18 protein-coding genes and 1 riboswitch are annotated in these 20,539 nt (G+C 38.3%); of the genes, 15 read left to right on the top strand and 3 right to left on the bottom strand.

The features are described 5' to 3' along the window. Positions 1–81 precede the first annotated feature (81 nt). Positions 82–585, top strand: a complete 504-nt coding sequence (locus tag KHA97_RS13465; RefSeq protein ID WP_213125232.1) for a hypothetical protein — start codon at positions 82–84, stop codon at positions 583–585. Positions 586–762: 177 nt separating this feature from the next. Here KHA97_RS13465 and KHA97_RS13460 read toward each other — a convergent pair whose 3' ends face one another. Next, positions 763–1,275, bottom strand: a complete 513-nt coding sequence (locus tag KHA97_RS13460) for a GNAT family N-acetyltransferase (RefSeq protein ID WP_213125231.1) — start codon at positions 1,273–1,275, stop codon at positions 763–765. Positions 1,276–1,434: 159 nt separating this feature from the next. Here KHA97_RS13460 and KHA97_RS13455 point away from each other — a divergent pair, with 159 nt between their 5' ends. Further along, positions 1,435–1,842: a GNAT family N-acetyltransferase gene (locus KHA97_RS13455; protein WP_213125230.1), complete on the top strand. Its 408-nt coding sequence runs from the start codon at positions 1,435–1,437 to the stop codon at positions 1,840–1,842. Positions 1,843–1,898: 56 nt separating this feature from the next. Here KHA97_RS13455 and KHA97_RS13450 read toward each other — a convergent pair whose 3' ends face one another. Both KHA97_RS13450 and KHA97_RS13445 read right to left on the bottom strand, forming a co-directional pair. Beyond that, a complete protein-coding gene (locus KHA97_RS13450; protein ID WP_213125229.1) occupies positions 1,899–2,867 on the bottom strand; it encodes a LacI family DNA-binding transcriptional regulator in 969 nt (322 codons plus the stop codon). A 111-nt stretch (positions 2,868–2,978) separates the two neighbouring features. Continuing rightward, entirely contained in the window at positions 2,979–6,323 is a 3,345-nt protein-coding gene (locus KHA97_RS13445; RefSeq protein ID WP_213125228.1) for a GH36-type glycosyl hydrolase domain-containing protein, read from the bottom strand. Positions 6,324–6,604: 281 nt separating this feature from the next. Between KHA97_RS13445 and KHA97_RS13440 the strand changes: the two genes are divergently transcribed. From KHA97_RS13440 to KHA97_RS13380, 13 genes are all read left to right on the top strand, one after another. Continuing rightward, positions 6,605–7,267, top strand: a complete 663-nt coding sequence (locus KHA97_RS13440) for a carboxylesterase family protein (RefSeq protein WP_213125227.1) — start codon at positions 6,605–6,607, stop codon at positions 7,265–7,267. Between the two features lie 107 nt (positions 7,268–7,374). Beyond that, positions 7,375–8,397, top strand: coding sequence for a Gfo/Idh/MocA family protein (locus KHA97_RS13435; protein WP_213125226.1), 1,023 nt, complete (start codon positions 7,375–7,377; stop codon positions 8,395–8,397). 89 nt (positions 8,398–8,486) lie between these two features. Continuing rightward, a complete protein-coding gene (locus tag KHA97_RS13430) occupies positions 8,487–9,455 on the top strand; it encodes a sugar phosphate isomerase/epimerase family protein (RefSeq protein WP_213125225.1) in 969 nt (322 codons plus the stop codon). 350 nt (positions 9,456–9,805) lie between these two features. Beyond that, a riboswitch (SAM riboswitch) is annotated at positions 9,806–9,908 on the top strand. A gap of 223 nt (positions 9,909–10,131) precedes the next feature. Next, positions 10,132–11,211 (top strand): M42 family metallopeptidase, encoded by a 1,080-nt coding sequence (locus KHA97_RS13425; protein ID WP_407658037.1) that lies wholly within the window; start codon positions 10,132–10,134, stop codon positions 11,209–11,211. A gap of 26 nt (positions 11,212–11,237) precedes the next feature. Beyond that, positions 11,238–12,164: an ABC transporter permease gene (locus tag KHA97_RS13420; RefSeq protein ID WP_213125223.1), complete on the top strand. Its 927-nt coding sequence runs from the start codon at positions 11,238–11,240 to the stop codon at positions 12,162–12,164. 1 nt (position 12,165) lies between these two features. Then, a complete protein-coding gene (locus KHA97_RS13415) occupies positions 12,166–13,107 on the top strand; it encodes an ABC transporter permease (RefSeq protein WP_213125222.1) in 942 nt (313 codons plus the stop codon). A 12-nt stretch (positions 13,108–13,119) separates the two neighbouring features. Further along, a complete protein-coding gene (locus KHA97_RS13410) occupies positions 13,120–14,139 on the top strand; it encodes an ABC transporter ATP-binding protein (protein WP_213125221.1) in 1,020 nt (339 codons plus the stop codon). After that, positions 14,132–15,088, top strand: coding sequence for an ABC transporter ATP-binding protein (locus KHA97_RS13405; protein WP_213125220.1), 957 nt, complete (start codon positions 14,132–14,134; stop codon positions 15,086–15,088). Before KHA97_RS13410 ends, KHA97_RS13405 begins: the two co-directional genes overlap by 8 nt. 43 nt (positions 15,089–15,131) lie before the next feature. Next, the gene (locus tag KHA97_RS13400; RefSeq protein WP_213125219.1) at positions 15,132–16,763 is read left to right on the top strand and encodes a peptide ABC transporter substrate-binding protein; all 1,632 of its coding nucleotides are present in this window, start codon (positions 15,132–15,134) and stop codon (positions 16,761–16,763) included. Positions 16,764–16,786: 23 nt separating this feature from the next. Next, positions 16,787–17,155 carry a DUF3899 domain-containing protein gene (locus tag KHA97_RS13395; protein ID WP_213125218.1) on the top strand — a complete coding sequence of 123 codons (369 nt, stop codon included), beginning with the start codon at positions 16,787–16,789 and terminating at the stop codon, positions 17,153–17,155. Between the two features lie 322 nt (positions 17,156–17,477). Beyond that, a complete protein-coding gene (locus KHA97_RS13390) occupies positions 17,478–18,599 on the top strand; it encodes an NAD(P)/FAD-dependent oxidoreductase (RefSeq protein ID WP_213125779.1) in 1,122 nt (373 codons plus the stop codon). 105 nt (positions 18,600–18,704) lie between these two features. Then, a complete protein-coding gene (locus KHA97_RS13385) occupies positions 18,705–19,889 on the top strand; it encodes a chromate transporter (protein ID WP_213125217.1) in 1,185 nt (394 codons plus the stop codon). Between the two features lie 67 nt (positions 19,890–19,956). Next, positions 19,957–20,364 carry a DUF1259 domain-containing protein gene (locus KHA97_RS13380; RefSeq protein ID WP_213125216.1) on the top strand — a complete coding sequence of 136 codons (408 nt, stop codon included), beginning with the start codon at positions 19,957–19,959 and terminating at the stop codon, positions 20,362–20,364. Positions 20,365–20,539: the final 175 nt, after the last annotated feature.

The following is a 20,539-nucleotide window of genomic DNA, read 5'->3' as shown; positions in this document are numbered from 1 at the left end:
TTCATTAAATTAATGACTGATTCATAAAATTAGATTAAGAAAGTTAATTTTTTCAGGAGTGAAATACTAAGGGGCGATATAGTGAGAAAAATGGTATTTTTTTTGTCATTCTTCCTTATTGTCGGACTGGTTTGGTTGCTTTCTTCCAATCAACCAAAAATGGTAACATCTCCTCAATCAAACCAAAGTGAAGTAAAAGAGATAAGATATTTGGTAGATGATAAGAGTTCTATTGATAAATTAGAAGCAGAAGAAATTCCACCTAATGAAAGATGGCATTATATTAAAGATTTAAAAAATACTACTTCCATCATCGTTCTGTGTTATCCATTTTCATATGAAATCGATAATCGAAACTTGCTGGAGGAAATCGCTGACTCATTTCAAAAATCGATGTACCTTGAAGTAAGTGAGTATCCTAGTCATGAACCAGACGTAAAGTTGTATTTCAAAAACAGAGCTGACTTTATTATGGCCGGTAAGTTTTATTTGAACGAGGGTGTGATTATTTCTCCTGAAGGACCTATTGTAAAAATTGATTTAGAGACTGTACAAAAAATAATGAAACATGCTGATTGTAAATAATTCCGGATATTCAATTTTGGTTATTATTCTCTTAAAATTTTTAATCGATTTCCGTAAGAATTATTATCTTCAAGCGTGGAAGGGTGTAGTTCAACGGTGGGGGACAATAGATGAGTTGTAAAAACTATGGAGGAATAAAAAAAGGAGTTCAATTCATCAGTGAATTGAACTCTTACCTTAAACCCATTCCTCAGCCAATATGGCATAATAATATTCATCCCACCATTTATCTCCATGAGGGATACATTTTTTAAAAAATCCTTCCCTTCGCATACCGATTTTTTCCATGACTCTATAAGAGCCTATGTTTTCAGGTTGGCAAGTAGCTATTATGCGATGTAGTTTCATTGTTTCAAAGCCGTATTTTAACACTGCATATGCAGCTTCAGACGCATATCCTTTATTTTGATATTCAGGGTTGAAAACCCAGCCAATTTCATAAGTATGTTCACCAAAATATTTAAAAAAGACAATATGTCCAATTAACTTATCTTCCTCAAGAAGAATAACAGGGAATTTTTCAGCCCTCACACCAGTATTTTTTTCGATGAAATTTTTTGCGTCCTCCTCAGAAAATACATCTTCTGGAAGGTAGTGCATGACTTCAGGGTTTGAAGTGTACTCATAAAGAGCCTTCCAATCATTCGGTGCAAAGTTTCTAATGACTAATCGATCTGTTTTAATATTCATCTTTGGTCCTCCTGTACTATGTCCAATAAGATATATTCGAGATAGAGGTATTTTTTCCTGCTTAACCCAAAAGAGGAGGATAGCAATTTCCATTTTTGCTTATTAATCCGATTATAATATTAATACTTATAATTAGTAGAGAGTCTAGGAGGGATTAGTTTGGAATGGTTTAAAGATAATTTCACTATAAGTGATGATATTGAAAATATTGATTTAGATGTAGTTTTGCTATTACTATCGAATACATATTGGGCTTCAGACAGAACAAAAGAAACAATTGAAAAAAGCATAAATAACTCAATGGCCTTTGGTGTATACGATAAAGATAAACAAATCGGTTTTGCAAGAGTTGTTACGGATAAAACTGTATTTTCATGGATTCTAGATGTTGTCATTGATGAAAATTATAGGGGGAGGGGTTTAGGTAAATGGTTGATGACATGTATTTTAGAACATCCTGAAATAAAACATACAAGTTTTGCCCTTGCCACATTAGATGCTCATGATTTCTATAAAAAATTTATGTTTAAAGAAAATACATATATGAGGTTAAAGAAGGAAATATAATATATATGTTACTACTTAAAGGGTGTCCGAGTTATGTATTTCGGACACCTTTAATTTTAGTATAACTTCCCCACAGAACCGCCTTTAAGCAATTCAACGCTAATCGTCTGTGGTTCGGATTTCTCATTTTTAATTAACTGAATTAATTGCTCCGCCGCCTTAGATCCCCAGTCTTTTTTCGAATAATGGATAGTCGATAATCTAGGCTGTACATACTGAGCTATTTCAATATCGTCGAATCCGATGATATGGATATGCTCGCCTACTATGTAATCAGTATCAGACAAATAATTATACATTCCGATGGCCATTTCATCGTTAAAACAGAAGACAGCTATTGGATCCTTATAATTTTGAATGATTTGTTGGGCTGCTCGCTCCCCTGATGATTGGTCGAAGTCGCCATGTATAATTTGATAGGAAATAGAGGGGTGCTTATCCATTAGTTCTTGTACAGTGTGTAATCTCTGTTCGGAGTCATAGGAACCTGGTGAACCAGTTACGAACACAATTTGATCGTGTCCATTCGCCAACAAGAAATTCACGGCAAACTTAGCACCCATTTTATTATCGAGCAATACGCGTTCAATATTTGGGTGATCAATTTCCCGATCTAACACAACGAGTTTATGCCCACGGTCGGCATAGCTGATAAGTTCTTCATCGGGGAAAGTAGCATCTAATATGATCGCTCCGTCAATAATCCCCTCAGGTAGAAATCTGTGAGACTCTCTACCCGTGCACACGACCAAATCATAGTCTTGATGATTCAAAGTTTCTCGCATACCGTGTAAAAGCTGCCCGAAGAAGGGGCCGCTATAATCCGTTAAAAAAGCACCGATTATTTTGGTCTTTCGCTTTTTTAACGTTCTGGCTGCTGCGTTCGGTATGTAGTTCAGTTCTTTTGCGATAGCAAGTATTTTTGTACTCGTTTCTTCAGTCACTTTTGGACTTCCGTTCAGTGCATATGAAACAGTAGAAATGGAAACACCTGCTTTTTTCGCTATATCTTTAATACTTACCATTCCGTCCTCTCCATTCTTGCAAATCCACTTACTTCTAATGTAGCGATAGTTCTTGATTTTGACAATGACTAAAAAGAAAAAGCAGCGGTCAATTTGCCGCCGCTTTTATTATTATTTAAAAATATCCACTGTATTTTGTTGCTCGTTTAATCGATTCATCCATTCTTCTTTCGGAATGCGTACTCCGCCTTTACGATATGGATTTTCAACTAGGTCTGTAGTTAATGCTTCTCCGTTTATTTTGACTGACGTTTCAGCGCTACCTGTCAAATGGTAGACAAAGGTAACTGGCATGCTGTCAATTTCAAAATCAAAGCGAAGACCGTTTAGTGTCTCTGGTAACACAGGATCGATGATTAGGTCACCAGCTTGAATTCGTATACCAAGAACGTTTGAAATTAATTGATTCATATAAATCCCTGGGCCGCTTGAATATATGCGCCAGCCGCCTTTTACTGCAACTGAACCAGTTCTTAACTCGTCAAATCGATCTTGTGCTTCATAACGTGTGTTAAATTTACCGTCAGAGCTGCTGAAGTAAGAATTGCTTTGACGTAATTCCGCATTTGGAACAGCTTGTTGAATACTCACAGGGTTAATGATTTCTAAACCTTTCCAAGCATCTTCCACTTTTCCAAGCTTCGCCATCGCTTCAATGTAGCGAATATGGGCATGAACATATTGTAATCCAACTTCTCGTCCAAAATTAGAAGCTTGTTCAGCACGTTTGAAATGGGTGCTCACTCCACCTTCATAATTTGCAGGACGATTCATCAAGCGTACTCCATCCGGGCAGAAGAATGTTTCTTGAATGAGCTGATAATGATTTTCTGCTTGCTCTGGTGTTAAAAGCTCACTGATCATGCTGCGTGTCATTGGAAGGAGACGGTATTGGATACCTGTCTTCGTATCTTCAGGGTGAAGCATTTTTTCTGGCTGATCTGCGTTTTCCATGTATAAGAACCCAGGAATGATATTAGCAGGTTCCATATATTTATGGAAATCAATCTTAATACCAGCTGCTAGTTCATACAATTCTTTTGATTCTTCTGGTTTTACTTTTTCAAGCGCTCTAGCCAATTGTTTGATAGATTGATAAGTTAAAGAAACTGTCCAGCTGCTTGCCATATATTGCTTCAGTTGAGCGTTCGCTGGTTGAAGTGTATCATCCCAGTCGCCATCACCGTATGAAGATAGATACGTATCATGCAAAAAATTGTTTTTAATATAGTCTATTTCTTTCTTAGCATGGTCGTAAATCGTAAAAGTTTCTTCTGTAAACTGGAAGTTGCTTCGATCCATATATGGAACTTCTTCTTCTAGAATTCCGAAATCTTGCGTTACATTTAAATAATCACTCAACACTTTCAGTGGCCAAACAATGATATCTCCGTGACTTTCTCCGGCTTGAATGTTTAGATAGCGATCAAACATGAACCATTGAGGCCAGTTTCCATCGTCTTCGAATTGATGGGAGAATACGGTTTTTACGATATTTTTCACGACATGATATTTTTGTGTCGCCATAAAATATTCAACTGGACCTTGGCAGACATCGCGAGTTCCCCAAGCAGCGCCACCATATTGCTCAAGTCCGTGCGGCACCGAGTAATGCACGAGCATGTTGTGCGTATACCACCAAGCTAGTGTATTGAATTTTTCAACAGACTCCGGTGTAGGGCCATCAAAAGACAACTTAAAACCATTCATTGTCTCTTCGAAAAATTCACGGTACTTTTCAATTTCATCAACCACTTCATAATCAGTGAAAGGTACTACTTTTCCATGGAGAAGACCTTGAATCGTCATGGACCAATCAGCTGACTCATGTACCTCCATAACAACTAGAGAAGCGGAGTTAGCTTCTACATTTTGAGCCAGTAATTGTTCATCAGCTACATCGAATTCTGCACCTGTTACACGTAGACGATATGTTAAGTCAGGGTAGTTATTTTTATTAAAAGCTGCTTGACCAGCCTTAAATGTTAGAACTTCATTGTTTCTTTCCATTACAAATGGTGCTTGAAACTCGTTGCTGTCCATAATAACTTGATTTGTTACTAGATAAGGATAAGCTTTGCTGCTTAATGTTTGGACTTGTAAATGAACTTCAGTAGAATCAACAGTTGTAAAGTTAGTAATCACAAATGTTTCTGTCTCAGTTTTGTAGTACCAACGAGCATAGTTAAAGCCTAATTCAAATAGAGAAGGCATCGTTAATAGTTGATAACGGCCATCTACTTTTACATAAATACGTTGCCCGGAAGTTTTCATAACGTTAAGAGCATTTCTGGCATTCGTATTGAATTTGTTGAAAGAGGTGTTCCCGATTACGAGCTGGCCGTTGAAAATTCCGTACATATAGGATGTCGTTGTAATAACTTCCTCTATATTTTCAACATTATTTCCGCTCATTAAAATATGTCCATGCGGGCGCTCAACCAGCAGTTCTTTTTCCTTTAAGACAATATGTTCATGCGTGTCTGTAAAGAAAGAAAGCAGAGTGTCGCCGTCCCATTCTTCCTGATGACGATTTGGGAAGAGCTGTTGGATCTCTTCAACTGTCATTGATTTTGTTTGCAGTGGTTCACCAATGGAAGGGGAGATCGATACTTTTTCAGTAGATGTAAAATCATTTTGACTAGTTTTTTTAACTAATTCCCATGCATCATTTATTTCTTTTTCAAATTCTAATGTAGTGATTGCTTCTGGATGATTTTCTTTTAATAGGCCATAAAAAACAAACTGTGCCGACCCGGAGAGTTGCACTCTTTCTGATTGAAGTGCTGTGTACGTAAATTCATATTGGTATACTTCATTTGCGAGTGTAGCTTTAGATAATACTTCCGGTTTGTTCGTTTCTTTATAAGACTTTCCGAAAAATTGGAAGCCATCTGTTGAATAACCAACAACTTTAGACAATGCCCCTTGCTGTACATAAGGGAAGCCAGTAGATTGCGGCTGGTTTTGACGAGAGCAAACGATATAGCCTCTCTTTTCATCTTTAAACACTTTATTGTCCACATATTGAGACATATATGCTTCATTGGAACGAACTGCTCCTTGATCTGCAAGCCCGATATCTTGAGCATAAATAACATCTACTTCTACACCATTACCATCTACGTTAACGTCCCAAAACCAGATGTTTTGATTTGTTAATGTAAACGTAACTTTGAAGTTTACTTTATTGTAAGAACCTTCCCAACGAGCTTGATTGTCAGAATATGAGAACTTACTAGTAGATTGCACGCCTAGTAGAGGAACTGCTTCAATTTTTTCACCTTCATGAAAGCGTAAATAAATATTATTTAACGAACCATCAATTGGATTGGCGATCCATTGACTAATCATGAGATGATTAGACGCAGCCACTTGCAAATCTCCACTGTTTAAAAAGGAGAATTGCACATTTCCGGCATTCATTTTAATCGTTGAATCTGTCATAGTAGTCATGATTAACTCCCTTGAATAGTTTATATTTTTATCAACAATCGAAACGTTTCGATTGCTGTGCTAATTGGATTATATACGCAGAGAAAACGTAAGTCAACAAGAGAATCGAAACGTTTTTATTATTTATCCATAATATGCTAAAATAGTGCAAGTAACCTTGTCGAAATTATTCAGATAGATTAAGTGAGTTTTTAAAGAAATAGAAAAGAAAAACATTGATATAATTTTTGGTAGGGGTTACATTTTTGCTAAAGGCGAATTGCGAAGGGGGTTGGTAATAGATGTATGAGCATCGTTTTCAGAAAGAGGTAACTATTACAAAACAAGTGGGGTTATCATTTTTATTATCATTGCCGAAAGACTACGAGGAAAATGATGGAGTAACTTATCCGCTCGTCTTGTTTCTTCATGGGATGGGAGAGCGTGGCGAAGATTTGAATCTAGTAAAAGAACATGGACCACCTAAACTGGCTGAGGAACGCGATTTTCCTTTTATTCTTGTGGCTCCTCAATGTCCAATCGATATACAAAGATATTCGACTTGGCATCTTTACATGGATGATCTTAGTTCACTAATCGATGATATCATTGAACAATATCGAGTAGACAAACAAAGAGTCTATGTGACAGGCCTAAGTATGGGAGGATACGGAACATGGGACTTAGCGAAACGATACCCTGAAAAGTTTGCCGCAGCAGCTCCAATCTGTGGTGGGGGTTCCATAAAACAAATAGAAAAGCTGAAGGAAGTTCCTGTTTGGGCATTTCATGGGGCTAAGGATGACGTAGTTCCTGTTGAAGAAAGTGTACGCATGGTAGAAGCTCTTAGTGAAGTAGGGGGAAATGTAAGGCTAACCGTTTATCCGGATGCCAATCATGATTCTTGGACTGAAACATATAATAACCCTGACTTTTATAAGTGGCTTTTAAGCCATAAAAAATAATGGTTGGTATCGTTTTCAAATATTATAGCTAATTCAATTGTAGTTTCATTGTAAATTTGATAGAATTAAGCGAAAAATGTGTAATTTTTACAAGGGAGAAGATACATATGAGTAAACTTAAGGTAGCGGTTGTCGGCTGCGGAAGTATCGCGAGATATCGCCATTTACCTGAATATGCTGCGAATGACCAGGTAGAAATCGTCGCCGTGTGTGACATCGTTGAAGATAGAGCAAAAGAAATGGCGGAAAAATACGGGGCTAAAGCTTATACAGACTACAAGACAATGCTAGCTGAAGCAGATGCAGATATTGTTTCCGTATGTACACCAAACTACTTGCATGCACCAGTATCAATTGACGCATTAAACGTAGGCAAGCACGTGTTATGTGAAAAGCCGATGGCTACTTCTGAAGAAGATGCACTTGCTATGATTGAAGCGGCTAAAAATAATAATAAAAAATTGATGATCGCTCACAATCAACGTTTCGTACCTTCTCATGAAAAAGCGAGAGAATTAATCGAAAACGGAGAAATCGGTAAGATTTATAGCTTTAGAACAGCTTTTGGACATCCGGGACCAGAAGGATGGAGCATAGATGGGAAAGATAGCTGGTTCTTTAGAAAAGAAGAAGCGTTCATTGGAGCAATGGGGGATCTTGGTGTACACAAAACGGATTTAATGCGCTACATACTTGGCGAAGATTTTGTTGAAGTAGGAGCTTTTGTTGAGTCAGGTGCTAAAGAAGATAGCACAGTTGATGACAATGCAGTATGTGTATTGAAATCTGAAAGTGGCATTATCGGAACATTAGCTGCAAGCTGGGCGTACCAAAAAGAAGATAACTCAACGGTTATTTATGGAGAAAAGGGTGTTATTCGTCTTGAGGATGACCCAGAGTACGCATTGATCGTTCATTATAGAAATGGTGAAACAAAGAATTTTGACCTTGGTAAAATTCAGTCCAATGATGAAGGCGGACAAACTAGCACAAGAGTTATCGAAAATTTCGTAAACAGCATCGTGAATGATACTGTACCGCCAATTGATGGTGAAGAAGGTATGAAATCTTTGAAAGTTGTTCTTGCGGCGCTTAAATCAAGCGAAACAAAACAAATTGTTCAATTTTAATTAAAATGGGTTAAAATTGAGTTGAGGTTATACGTTTAACCTCAATTCAATACATAATAAATTATTTTAGAAGGGATCGGTGTTAAACTATGAAACTTGGTGTTTTTACAGTATTATTCTCAGACAAATCCTTCGAAGAAATGCTAGATCACGTAAAAGCTTCTGGTCTTGACGCAGTAGAAATTGGTACAGGTGGCTACCCTGGTAACGCGCATTGTGATCTTGATGCTTTGCTTGAGAGTGAAGAAAAACGTAAAGACTACTTGCATGAAGTAGAATCTAGAGGGCTTACAATCAGCGCATTCAGCTGTCACGGAAACCCAATCTCTCCTGATAAAGAATTTGCTCAACAATGCCACGATACAATTGTGAAAACAATCAAACTGGCTTCATTAATGAATGTACCAGTAGTAAATACATTCTCAGGCACACCTGGTGACCATGAAGGAGCAAAATATCCGAACTGGCCAGTTGCACCATGGCCAAACGAATATAGCGATATTCTTAATTGGCAATGGGAAGAAAAACTCGTTCCATATTGGAAAGAAGTCGGTAAATTAGCAGAAGAGCACAATGTGAAAATTGGACTAGAGCTACACGGCGGATTCCTAGTTCATACACCATATACGTTATTAAAACTAAGAGAATTAACAAGTGATGCAATCGGTGCAAACCTTGACCCAAGCCATATGTGGTGGCAAGGTATTGATCCAGTAGGAGCAATTAAAATTCTTGGAAAAGCAAATGCGATTCATCATTTCCATGCGAAAGATACATTCATCGACCAAGAAAATGTAAACATGTATGGACTGACAGATATGCAACCATACACTGAGTTAAGAACAAGAGCTTGGAATTTCCGTTCCGTCGGATGTGGCCATGACATGAAAGATTGGTCTGATATGATGAGCGCCCTTCGTACTTACGGCTACGACTATGTCGTCAGCATTGAGCACGAAGACCCAATCATGTCCATCGAAGAAGGCTTCCAACGCGCTGTCACCAACCTACAATCAGTACTAATCAAAGAACAACCTGCAGCTGCTTGGTGGGTATAAAATATTATTAGAGACAAAAAACTCGTTCATTTAGTGGACGAGTTTTTTAGTTTTTCATCTTTTTTTTGTTTCAACTTGTTTTGTTTTGTAAGCGGCGGCATACGATATATTGCTAATCAAACTTAAAATCAGGAAAGGGATTACATAGTAATTGTGGAATATTCAAATAAAAAAGAAATTTTTTATTTCGATTGACGAAGTAATTAATGAAGTCTATCATTACATTAATATTATTTTATGAAATAATTATTTCAATGAGATGACATGAAAATTCTATAAATTTCATTTTTTTCATTTTGAGAAACATCAGTTTTTAATATATCAGTATAGTATTATTCCAACTGAATATATTCTTATCCAGAGAGGTGGAGGGACATGGCCCTTTGAAGCCTCGGCAACAGATTCATTATGAACACTGTGCCAATTCCATCAGGTTTTCCTGATAGATAAGATGAGTTTAAGTAAACAACCTCTTAACTTGTCTTTGTTAAGAGGTTTTTTTATCGCTTAGGAAATTATAATTTTGTAACATTGCGGATAACTAAATAAAGATGGTTTCCGTCTAGCTCCAGCGTCTATCGTCTAGCAAACTTCTTGTCCTTTTCCCTAGGATAAGTCAAAGGCCCCAAAGTTTGTAACTCGATAACCACGCTTGCGCTTTTGTACATTAAATGAGGTGGAAAAATTGGAGAAGTTGATAAAAGAGTTGGCAGAATTACACGGTCCTTCTGGATTCGAACAGCCAGTTATTGAGTATATAACGAAAAAAATAAAGGGATTTGTCGATGAACTCAAGGTTGATTTACATGGCAATATCATTGCGAGAAAAAGAGGCGCAAATCCTGGTCCAAAAGTTATTGTAACCGCGCATATGGATGAAGTAGGTTTTATCGTGAGAAATATCACGGAGCAAGGTTTGCTGAAAGTAGAATCTTTAGGTGGTCATGATGAAAGAAATTTACCTGGCCAAAAAGTACAGGTTCGTACAGAGCGAGGTTTACTAACCGGCATTTTCGGCGGTGTCTCCGCACACTATCGCAAATTCGAGCAAGAATCAAAACTTAAAAAGGTACGGGAGTCTTATATCGATGTAGGTGTCAACTCCAAACAGGAAGCTGAAGCACTTGGAATCACCATTGGTAACCCTGTAACATGGCTCTCCCATGTTGAGCTGCTAGGGGATGAAACAACAGGTCGCCTAGTAGGAAAAGGGTTCGATGATCGTGCAGGCTGTGCGGTTTTAATAAAATTGCTTGAGGAAATGAATGATTTTCGAGGAGAAATCATTGCGGTATTTACTGTTCAAGAAGAGATAGGACTTAGAGGAGCTAGAATTGTTGCTGAGTCGGTCAAGGCCGATATGGCGATAGCTATCGATACAACTGCAGCAAGTGACACTCTGGAGGCAGTCCTTGATGATGTACTTGCCATTGGTAAAGGAACAGGCATCAAAGTAATGGATTTCAGTTTAATCTCTCATCCATCTATAAAAAGAAGATTGATAGATGTAGCGCAAGAGCATGGGATTCCATTTCAGCTTGAAGTTTTCCCAGGTATTGGGACTGACGGAGGGGCGATGCATTTAGCTAATAATGGCATTCCGACGGGCGTATTATCTATTCCTTCGAGGAATGCACATTCTCCAATTGAAGTAATAGATTTAAATGATGTAAAAGCAACTAAAAAGCTGCTTGAACTTTTCATAGCTTCATTGGAAGAAAAGGCTCAATTTAGATTTATGGATGTGACTCAGTGATTTAACAGGCAAAGGCAGGTTACATAATGTACATTTTAAAGCGAATTTTCACAATGCTTGTAACGCTCTGGATCATCGTTACTCTAACATTTGTTATTATGCATAGCATTCCAGGGGATCCGTTTGCAAGTGATGCAAAAGCACTACCGGAAGAAATCGTAAATAATATGCGAGCTAAATATAATTTGGACGAACCACTTCCAGTTCAATATGTTCTCTATTTAAAAAATCTTATTCAATTTGATTTAGGTCCGTCCATCCAATCGAAAACACGAGATGTCAACACTCTAATTGCTGAAGGATTCGGTCCATCAGCCATACTGGGTATTCAATCATTGATCGTAGCAATTTTCTTTGGGATTGTTCTAGGGGTGGTGGCCGCACTATATCATAATCGTTTTCTAGATAATCTTTCCATGCTCGTGGCTATAGTCGGAATATCGATTCCAAGCTTTATCCTCGCCCCATTATTAATAAAATATTTAGCAGTTGAATGGCATTGGTTTCCAGTGGCGTCATGGGGTACGTGGAAACACACAGTATTACCGACAATCGCTCTTTCTGTGGGACCACTTGCAATTATTGCACGGTTTGTAAGGACAAGCATGCTCGAGGTATTAAATCAAAACTATATTAAGATGGCTGAAGCAAAAGGGCTGTCCACCTCTGCAGTCATGATAAAACACGGAATTCGCAATGCGCTGATTCCTGTCCTATCTTTTATTGGCCCATTATTTGCATCGATCATTACAGGCACATTTGTTGTTGAGAAAATTTTCGCCATACCTGGAATCGGAAAATACTTTGTTGATAGCATTTTTAATCGTGATTATCCAGTTATTCTCGGCACTACGATCTTTTACAGCATGATCCTAATACTAACATTATTTATCATTGACCTCTGTTACAGACTCATTGACCCAAGAATTAAACTATCGAGCGGAGGTAACTGATATGACTGAACACATACATGATTCGTTATTTAGAGAGGCCGATAGAAAACAATTTGAATTAAAGGCTAACTCTCGCCCAACGATAGGATACTGGCATGAAGTCATGATTAAATTAGCTAAAAACAAATTGGCTCTAACAGGAGCTATTGTCCTATTTGCTATCGTCTCGCTTGCTTTATTAGGGCCGTATTTAGTCCCATATAGTCCAAGCCATCAATCTTTAACAGAGGGGAATCTAGCTCCATCAGCAGAGCATTGGTTTGGAACAGATGACCTAGGCCGAGATGTATGGGCTAGGGTTTGGGCTGGTGCACGCATTTCCTTGTTAATCGGGATTGTTGCGGCTCTCATTGATTTATTTATTGGTGTATTAGTCGGAGGCATATCTGGATACATGGCAGGGAGAAATAAGCTAGGGGACCGGATAGACAGTTTCTTAATGCGTATAGTTGAAATTTTATACGGTATACCTTACCTATTAGTCGTAATTTTACTCATGGTTGTCATGAGGCCGGGTGTAATGACAATGATTTTGGCATTATCGATAACAGGCTGGGTTGGAATGGCTAGGATCGTAAGAGGTCAAATTTTGCAGCTTAAACAGCAAGAGTATGTGATGGCTGCCGAGAAGCTTGGCACTCCTCATCATAAAATTATTAGAAAAAACCTATTGCCAAATATGATTGGTATTATCATCGTGAACTTGACCTTTACTATTCCGCAAGCTATTTTTGCCGAATCCTTTTTAAGCTTTTTAGGATTAGGGGTACAAGCTCCTACCGCTAGCTGGGGAACAATGGCGAACGACGCACTTGGTGTCATTTTGAGTGGGCAATGGTGGCGTTTGTTTTTTCCGGCAGTAATGATTTCTTTAACGATGTTTGCCTTTAATACTTTTGGCGACGGATTACAAGATGCGCTAGATCCGCGCTCAAAGAATTAAGGAGGAATTCGAATGGAGCGTTTACTGGAAATAAATGATTTACACGTCTCTTTTAAAATGTATAAAGGGGAGATCCAAGCGGTAAGAGGGGTTTCCTTTCATCTTGAAGCAGGAGAGACCCTCGCGATCGTTGGAGAAAGTGGTAGTGGGAAAAGTGTAACAGCCCAGGCAATTATGGGCATGATTCCAAAACCTCACGGTCGAATCAAAAATGGAAATATAATTTTTAAAGATAAAGAGATTACGACTTTATCAAAGAAACAATTACAGAAACTTCGTGGGAAAGAAATAGGAATGGTTTTTCAGGATCCTATGACGTCCCTAAACCCAACGATGAAAATTGGTCATCAAATTGATGAGGTTTTTATAAAAAAACAAAAAGCGACAAAAAAAGAAGCGAAGGAAAAAACAATTGAGTTAATGAAGTCTGTTGGAATAGCAGATGCTGAAACTCGTTATTCGCAGTATCCACATGAGTTTAGCGGTGGAATGAGGCAAAGGATCGTAATTGCAATTGCCTTGGCATGTAATCCAGCGATTATAATCGCGGATGAACCAACAACAGCCTTGGATGTAACGATTCAGGCTCAAATACTTACTCTTTTAAGGAAAATTCAAACTGAGAAGAACTCTTCAATCTTGTTGATTACCCATGATTTAGGTGTTGTAGCGGAAGTGGCGGATCGAGTGGCGGTAATGTATGCAGGTATGGTCATTGAAACTGGTACAGTAACAGAAATTTTTGAACAGCCGAAACATCCGTATACATGGGGGCTGCTGCGCTCAGTACCAAAACCTGATGCAATCGGAAAGGAAAGGCTTATTCCGATAGAAGGGACGCCGCCGGATTTATTCTCTCCACCTAAAGGGTGTCCCTTTGCGGCAAGATGCCCTCATGCGATGGAAGTTTGTGTAGAGCATATGCCAGGGGCTGAAAACTTCTCTGATAGCCATCAAGCAAGGTGTTGGCTGAACGATCCACGGGCTCAAGCCCATTTGCAAGTTGCAGCAGGAGGCGAGAATCTTGTCTGAGCAAGTTTTATCAGTTCATAATCTAAAAAAATACTTTAAAGCGGGTTCTGGGAAAGTTGTAAAATCTGTGGATGGAATCTCATTTTCTATTAAAAAAGGCGAAACACTCGGACTTGTAGGAGAAAGTGGTAGTGGAAAATCAACTCTTGGCCGCACAATCGTTGGATTGTATGAATCCACAGACGGAAAAGTAATTTTTGAAGGTAAAGATATATCCAATTTGGATCGGAAAGCGAAGAGGGAGTTTAATCGGAAAACCCAGATCATTTTTCAAGATCCCGAAGCGTCACTTAACCCTAGGATGAAGGTTGGAGATATCATTGCTGAAGGATTGGACGCGTACGGTTTGGCTAAAGGCAAGGAGAGAAAGGAACGAATTATTAAACTTCTTGAAAAAGTTGGCCTAAATGCTGAACATGCAGAACGTTTTCCACATGAATTCAGTGGTGGACAAAGACAGCGTATTGGTATCGCACGTGCACTTGCTGTAGAACCTTCATTCATTGTCGCGGATGAACCTATTTCAGCCCTTGATGTTTCTATTCAGGCGCAAGTGATCAATTTACTCGAGGATTTACAAAAAGATGAAGGGTTAACGTATCTGTTCATCGCACATGATTTATCGATGGTCAAACATATTAGTGATCGTATTGGTGTGATGTACCTTGGGAAGATGATGGAACTTGGAGAAAGTGATGTGTTATTTCAGGAACCACTTCATCCTTATACGAAAGCATTGCTTTCTGCAATCCCAGTTACTGAACCGAAATTGAGGGGTAGTAAAGAACGAATCTTATTAGGAGGTGATCCACCAAGTCCGTTGAACCCTCCTTCCGGGTGTCCGTTCCGCACAAGATGTCCAGCTGCGATGGATGTATGTGCGAAAGTTGAGCCTGAATGGAAGGAAGTAAAGAAAGATCATCATGTAGCATGCCATCTGTATCAATAGTTCTCAAGATTCAGCAGCATGAGATAACAGGGGGAAGAGAAAAATGAAGAAAGCATTAATCGGTGTTTTAACGTTAATACTGCTTGTAACGGCAGCTCTAGCAGGTTGCGGAAGTAAAAAGTCAGAAACAGCAGGATCTAAAGGATCCGCCAAGGAAATTGAACAAACTTTAACAGCAAATCTAGGGGGAGAACCGTATACATTAGACCCAGCTTTTGCTTCTGACGCTACTTCTTGGTGGGTGATTGACCATCTATATGAAGGTCTTTATGAATATGATGAAAAAGGAAAATTGGCAGAAGGTGCAGCAAGTAAGGTAACCGTTTCAGACGACGGAAAAACATATACATTCACTGTTCGTGATGATGCAAAATGGTCCAATGGTGATCCACTTACTGCAGGAGATTTTGAATATGCTTGGAAACGTGTATTAAATCCAGAAACGGCTGCTTATGATCCATCAAGCTTATATTATATTAAAGGGGCCGAGGAATATAATACTGGCAAAGGTTCAGCTGATGACGTTGGCGTGAAAGCACAAGACGACCACACTCTAATAGTAGAATTAAAAACTCCAATTAAATTTTTCCCAACTGTTTTAATGGGACGTGCTTATTTACCAGTAAATCCAAAGGTTGTTGACGGAAATGAAGATTGGGCTGCAGAAGCAGAAGGGATTGTCTCTAACGGCGCGTATACTCTTACAAGCTGGAAGCATAATGAAGAGTTAACAATTGAAAAGAACGATCATTTTTGGAATAAGGACAAGATTACAATGGGATCTGTCAAATTCAAAATGGTTGCAGATGCTCAAACTGAATATCAAATGTTCAAATCAGGTGAATTGGACTTAGTAAAAGCAATTCCTGCCGAAGCTGTTGATCAAGAGAAAAATAACGAGGAATATGTAAATTCACCGTCATATACCGTATATACTTATTCATTTAATGTTGAAGAAGAACCGTTTACGAACGCAAAAATCCGCCAAGCTTTTTCCTATGCAATTGATAGGGAAGCCATCACAAAAAATATTACTAGAGGTGGGGAAAAACCAGCTTACGGATATGTGGCCTATGGTGTAGATGCTCCGTCAGGCAAGGATTTTAGAGATGAGGTTGCACCGTATTATTCATTCGATGTTGATAAAGCAAAAGAGCTTTTGGCAGAAGGAATGAAAGAAGAAGGCTGGAGTGAGCTTCCTGAAGTTACGTTAAAATATAATTCAGAAGGTGACCATAAAAAGATTGCCGAAGCATTACAGGAAATGTTTAAGCAAAATTTAGGCGTAGAAGCAAAACTTGAAAATCAAGAATGGAAAACATATATTGATACATTCAAGCAAAAAAACTTCCAAATGGCACGTATGGGGTGGATTGGAGATTTCCTAGATCCATATCCAGTATTAAACTTATATAGCACAAAAAGTTCAAGTAACTTTACAAACTATAGCAATTCAGAATTTGATAAAGTTTTACAAGATTCATTAGTCGAACAAGATGATGCAAAACGATTTGAAATGCTACATCAAGCTGAGGAAATTTTAATGACCGATATGCCGATCATTCCAATCTACTTCCAAGCACAAAACTCGCTTGTTAGAAAAGGCATTGAAGGTGTTCATTTTCATGTGTTAAATATCCCTAATCTTCGCTATGCAACAGTCGTATCAAATTAATTAGCGGGTAGGAGGTCCATTAAGTGAAAGTATTTGTATCATCCCTAAGCGTTTCAATGATTATTACATTACTCATGGCAAAGGCATCCATTGTTTCTAAAGCAAACACATCGCATATTAATGCGCTTTTCATGAGTGGGCTCCTGCTTTTATTAATTGGAGCCATCCTATTTGTCATTAAAAGCGGTTTTTTAAGCCTATTCTTTCAAGGTTTTGTTAAGATTCGGGAAACATTTATCCGCCAACCCCATTTCATGAAAGTAGTGAATGATAACATTCAAAATGATATCTCTTTTTCAATATGGAAGGAAAATGTGACAAAACACTCAATGAGTTTAGCTTTTGGCATTGGGTTAGGGATGATTCTTATTTCAACGATATGGGCATTTTAGTTCTAAGCTCTTTTCCAAACATTGTTGCTATAAGATGTAAATCTAAATAACGAGAAATAAATTTTCATATAGGAACTGATGTTTAAATAGGAAAAGAGCTACCAGTTTAATAAGAACCGCTAAACTTTCTTAATGGGCGAAAATGCCGGAAAATGGGCTTTTTCAAAACAAACTTTAAGAAAAATAGCCTAGTCTTAAAAGAAGAAATCACCTGCAATAAGGGGTGATTTCTTTTTTTATGATTAGATTTCCGAATGATATAATTGGTACAATTCAATTCATCAAGCACGATTTGGAGTAGTAAATGAAAGGAATGCTTTCTATGAATCGTTTTATTGTAATAGGTGCTGGAATTTTAGGGGCTTCAACAGCCTATCACTTAGCAAAAACAGGCGCTGAAGTTACCGTCATTGATCGAAAGGATAAAGGGCAGGCTACGGATGCTGCTGCAGGGATTGTATGTCCTTGGATTTCGCAAAGGCGGAACAAAGCATGGTATCAGCTTGCAAAAGGCGGAGCGCGCTTTTATCCGAATCTCATTCAAGAACTGGAAAATGAAGGTGAGTCGAACACTGGTTACGCTCGCGTAGGAGCAATCAGCATACATACGGATTCGAAAAAGCTCATTGAAATGGAAAAAAGAGCGCGGAAAAGACGTGAAGATGCTCCGGAAATTGGTGAAATTCAATTGCTTTCTCCATCGGAAACGAAAGCTTTATTTCCTTTAATTGCAGATGGATACAGCTCGGTTCATGTCAGTGGAGCAGCACGTGTTGATGGCCGGGCTCTTCGTAACGCGTTACTTAGATCGGCGGAGCGGCATGGAGCTAACATTGTTCATGGAGATGCGGAACTCGTATTAAACGGAATGAAAGTAATAGGAGCAAAGACGACTGATGAGTCGTTTGTTGGAGACACTATCATCGTGACGGCAGGTGCTTGGGGTAGTCAACTATTAAAACCATTAGGAGTTCATTTTCAAGTTGATTTTCAAAAAGGCCAGATTTTGCATATGAATCTAAAAGGATTAGAAACAGATCATTGGCCTGTTGTCATGCCACCAGGCAGCCAATACATCGTACCGTTTCAGAAAGGCAAAATTGTGGCGGGTGCAACTCATGAAAAAAATACTGGATTTGACCTGCGCGTCACAGCAGGAAGTATACAAGAAATTTTGACTCAGTCTCTACAATTTGCTCCTGGGCTATCAAACGCTGAGATGATCGAAACAAGAATTGGTTTCCGTCCTTTTACACCAGAGTTTTTACCAGTACTCGGTCCGCTTCCAGGGTATGAGGGAGTTTTAATCGCCAACGGGTTAGGCGCTTCTGGTCTTACGATGGGTCCTTATCTAGGTTTTTTATTGGCAAAATTAGCGTTAAAAGAAGATATTGATATTGATTTAGAAGCATATTCGATTTCTGGGGCACTTGGAAGCATGTAAAGATTTTGTAAAAATCCATTACAATAAAGCATCATATGATAATCTTAATATAGAATTTCGATTCCGAAGTTCTATATTTTTTACCATTTAAGGGAGAAGGTCTGGATGGCAAAGAAAGATTTAAAAACATTATTGGAAATATTATTCGTTTCAACAAGGCTCGGATTAATCTCATTCGGTGGTCCAATCGCCCATTTAGGATATTTTCATGAAGAATATATACGAAGAAGAAAATGGATGGATGAAAAAAGTTATGCGGATTTAGTGGCCTTATGTCAATTTCTTCCTGGCCCAGCCAGTAGCCAAGTTGGGATAGGGATTGGGGTAATGCGTGCAGGGATTTTAGGCGGAATTATCTCATTTCTTGGATTTACACTCCCTTCAGTGATTGCTCTAATCGTATTTGCGCTTATTCTAAAAGGTATGGATATTGGAAATGCAGGTTGGATACATGGATTAAAACTGGTGGCTGTTGCAGTAGTAGGACATGCAATTTTAGGCATGGCTCAAAAGTTAACTCCTGATTTAAAAAGAAAAGCCATAGCATTAATGGCATTAGTGATTATTCTACTATGGCAAACTGCGTTCACACAAGTTGGAGTTATTTTGTTGTCAGCTTTTCTTGGATTTGTTCTTTATAAAAATCATAGGGATGAAGAAAACTCTAACATTCATTTTCCTATTTCTCGTAAAATCGGAATCATATGTTTATCTTTATTTTTTGGCTTATTAATTCTACTACCTATTTTAAGAGAAATTAGTTCATTAGATTGGGTTGAGATGTTCGATAGTTTTTATCGTTCCGGTTCACTTGTGTTTGGAGGAGGGCATGTAGTGTTGCCCTTACTGGAACGTGAATTTGTACCAACCGGATGGTTAAGTGAAGAATCTTTTCTTGCTGGCTATGGAGCGGCTCAAGCAGTACCGGGACCGTTATTTACATTTGCAGCATATTTAGGAGCAGTAATGAATGGTTGGTCAGGTGGCGTGATTGCAACAATTGCCATCTTTTTACCAGCTTTTCTACTTATTCTGGGTACTCTTCCATTTTGGGATCAACTTCGTCGTAACCCAAAAATAAAGGGAGCCTTGATGGGAGTAAATGCTGCAGTAGTTGGGATATTAATAGCTGCTTTTTATCAACCAATCTGGACGAGTTCTATTTTAAAACCAATTGACTTTGCATTTGCAGCAGTATTATTTAGCATGCTTGTTTATTGGAAGCTCTCACCTTGGATTATTGTGGTCACTGGTGCGATTGGTGGGGCACTTCTTACCCTTTTAATATGAATCTCCTTCATATTGTTTGAATAGACAACATAGATTAGAAGGAGTCTATTGGAAGGGGAAGAGGTACATGAACGGTTATTCTAGTCTTTGTGATCAATTTGGCGCTATTTTTAATGCAAAAAGCACGATTGACCAAGGTGTTTGTTCCGTCTCATTGCATCGTAATTTTTCAGTTATGGTTCAAGGGCGGACAAGCAAATCGGTTGTACCTGCAGGTGTTTCTTTTGAAGCTTTAGATCAAAATGGATATGCCCTTAATCTTGCAGAAATAGCCGTTCTTGAGGAAGAAGTGCCATCGTTCATGTATTCGATTGTTCAACAAGGTCTTATTGTGAGTGCTTTGCACAACCATTGGATTTTTGTAAAACCCAATATTCTGTATATGCATATTCAATCAGTAGAGCCGCCTATACAATTTGCTAGGAAGATGGTGCAAGCTTTTACAGCATTAAGTAGTTTTCCGATATCAAAGTAAAAAATATGATTTTGAAAAGGTTTTCAGAGCGCATTTTATATGGTATCTTTATACATAATAGCTATCGGAGGTTGGACATACTTTGTCTATTCGGTATTCAAAGTCTTGGAAACTAGTAAAAGAAGGAGTGAATTAGGAAACTTCTTTTCTGCAAAATCTGCTTATTTATGAAAGG

The organism is Lederbergia citri, assembly GCF_018343625.1.
In the GTDB taxonomy this organism is placed as follows: domain Bacteria; phylum Bacillota; class Bacilli; order Bacillales; family Bacillaceae_C; genus Lederbergia; species Lederbergia citri.
Note: the sequence above shows the minus strand (reverse complement) of the source record. Positions and strands in the feature narration are given on the sequence as shown.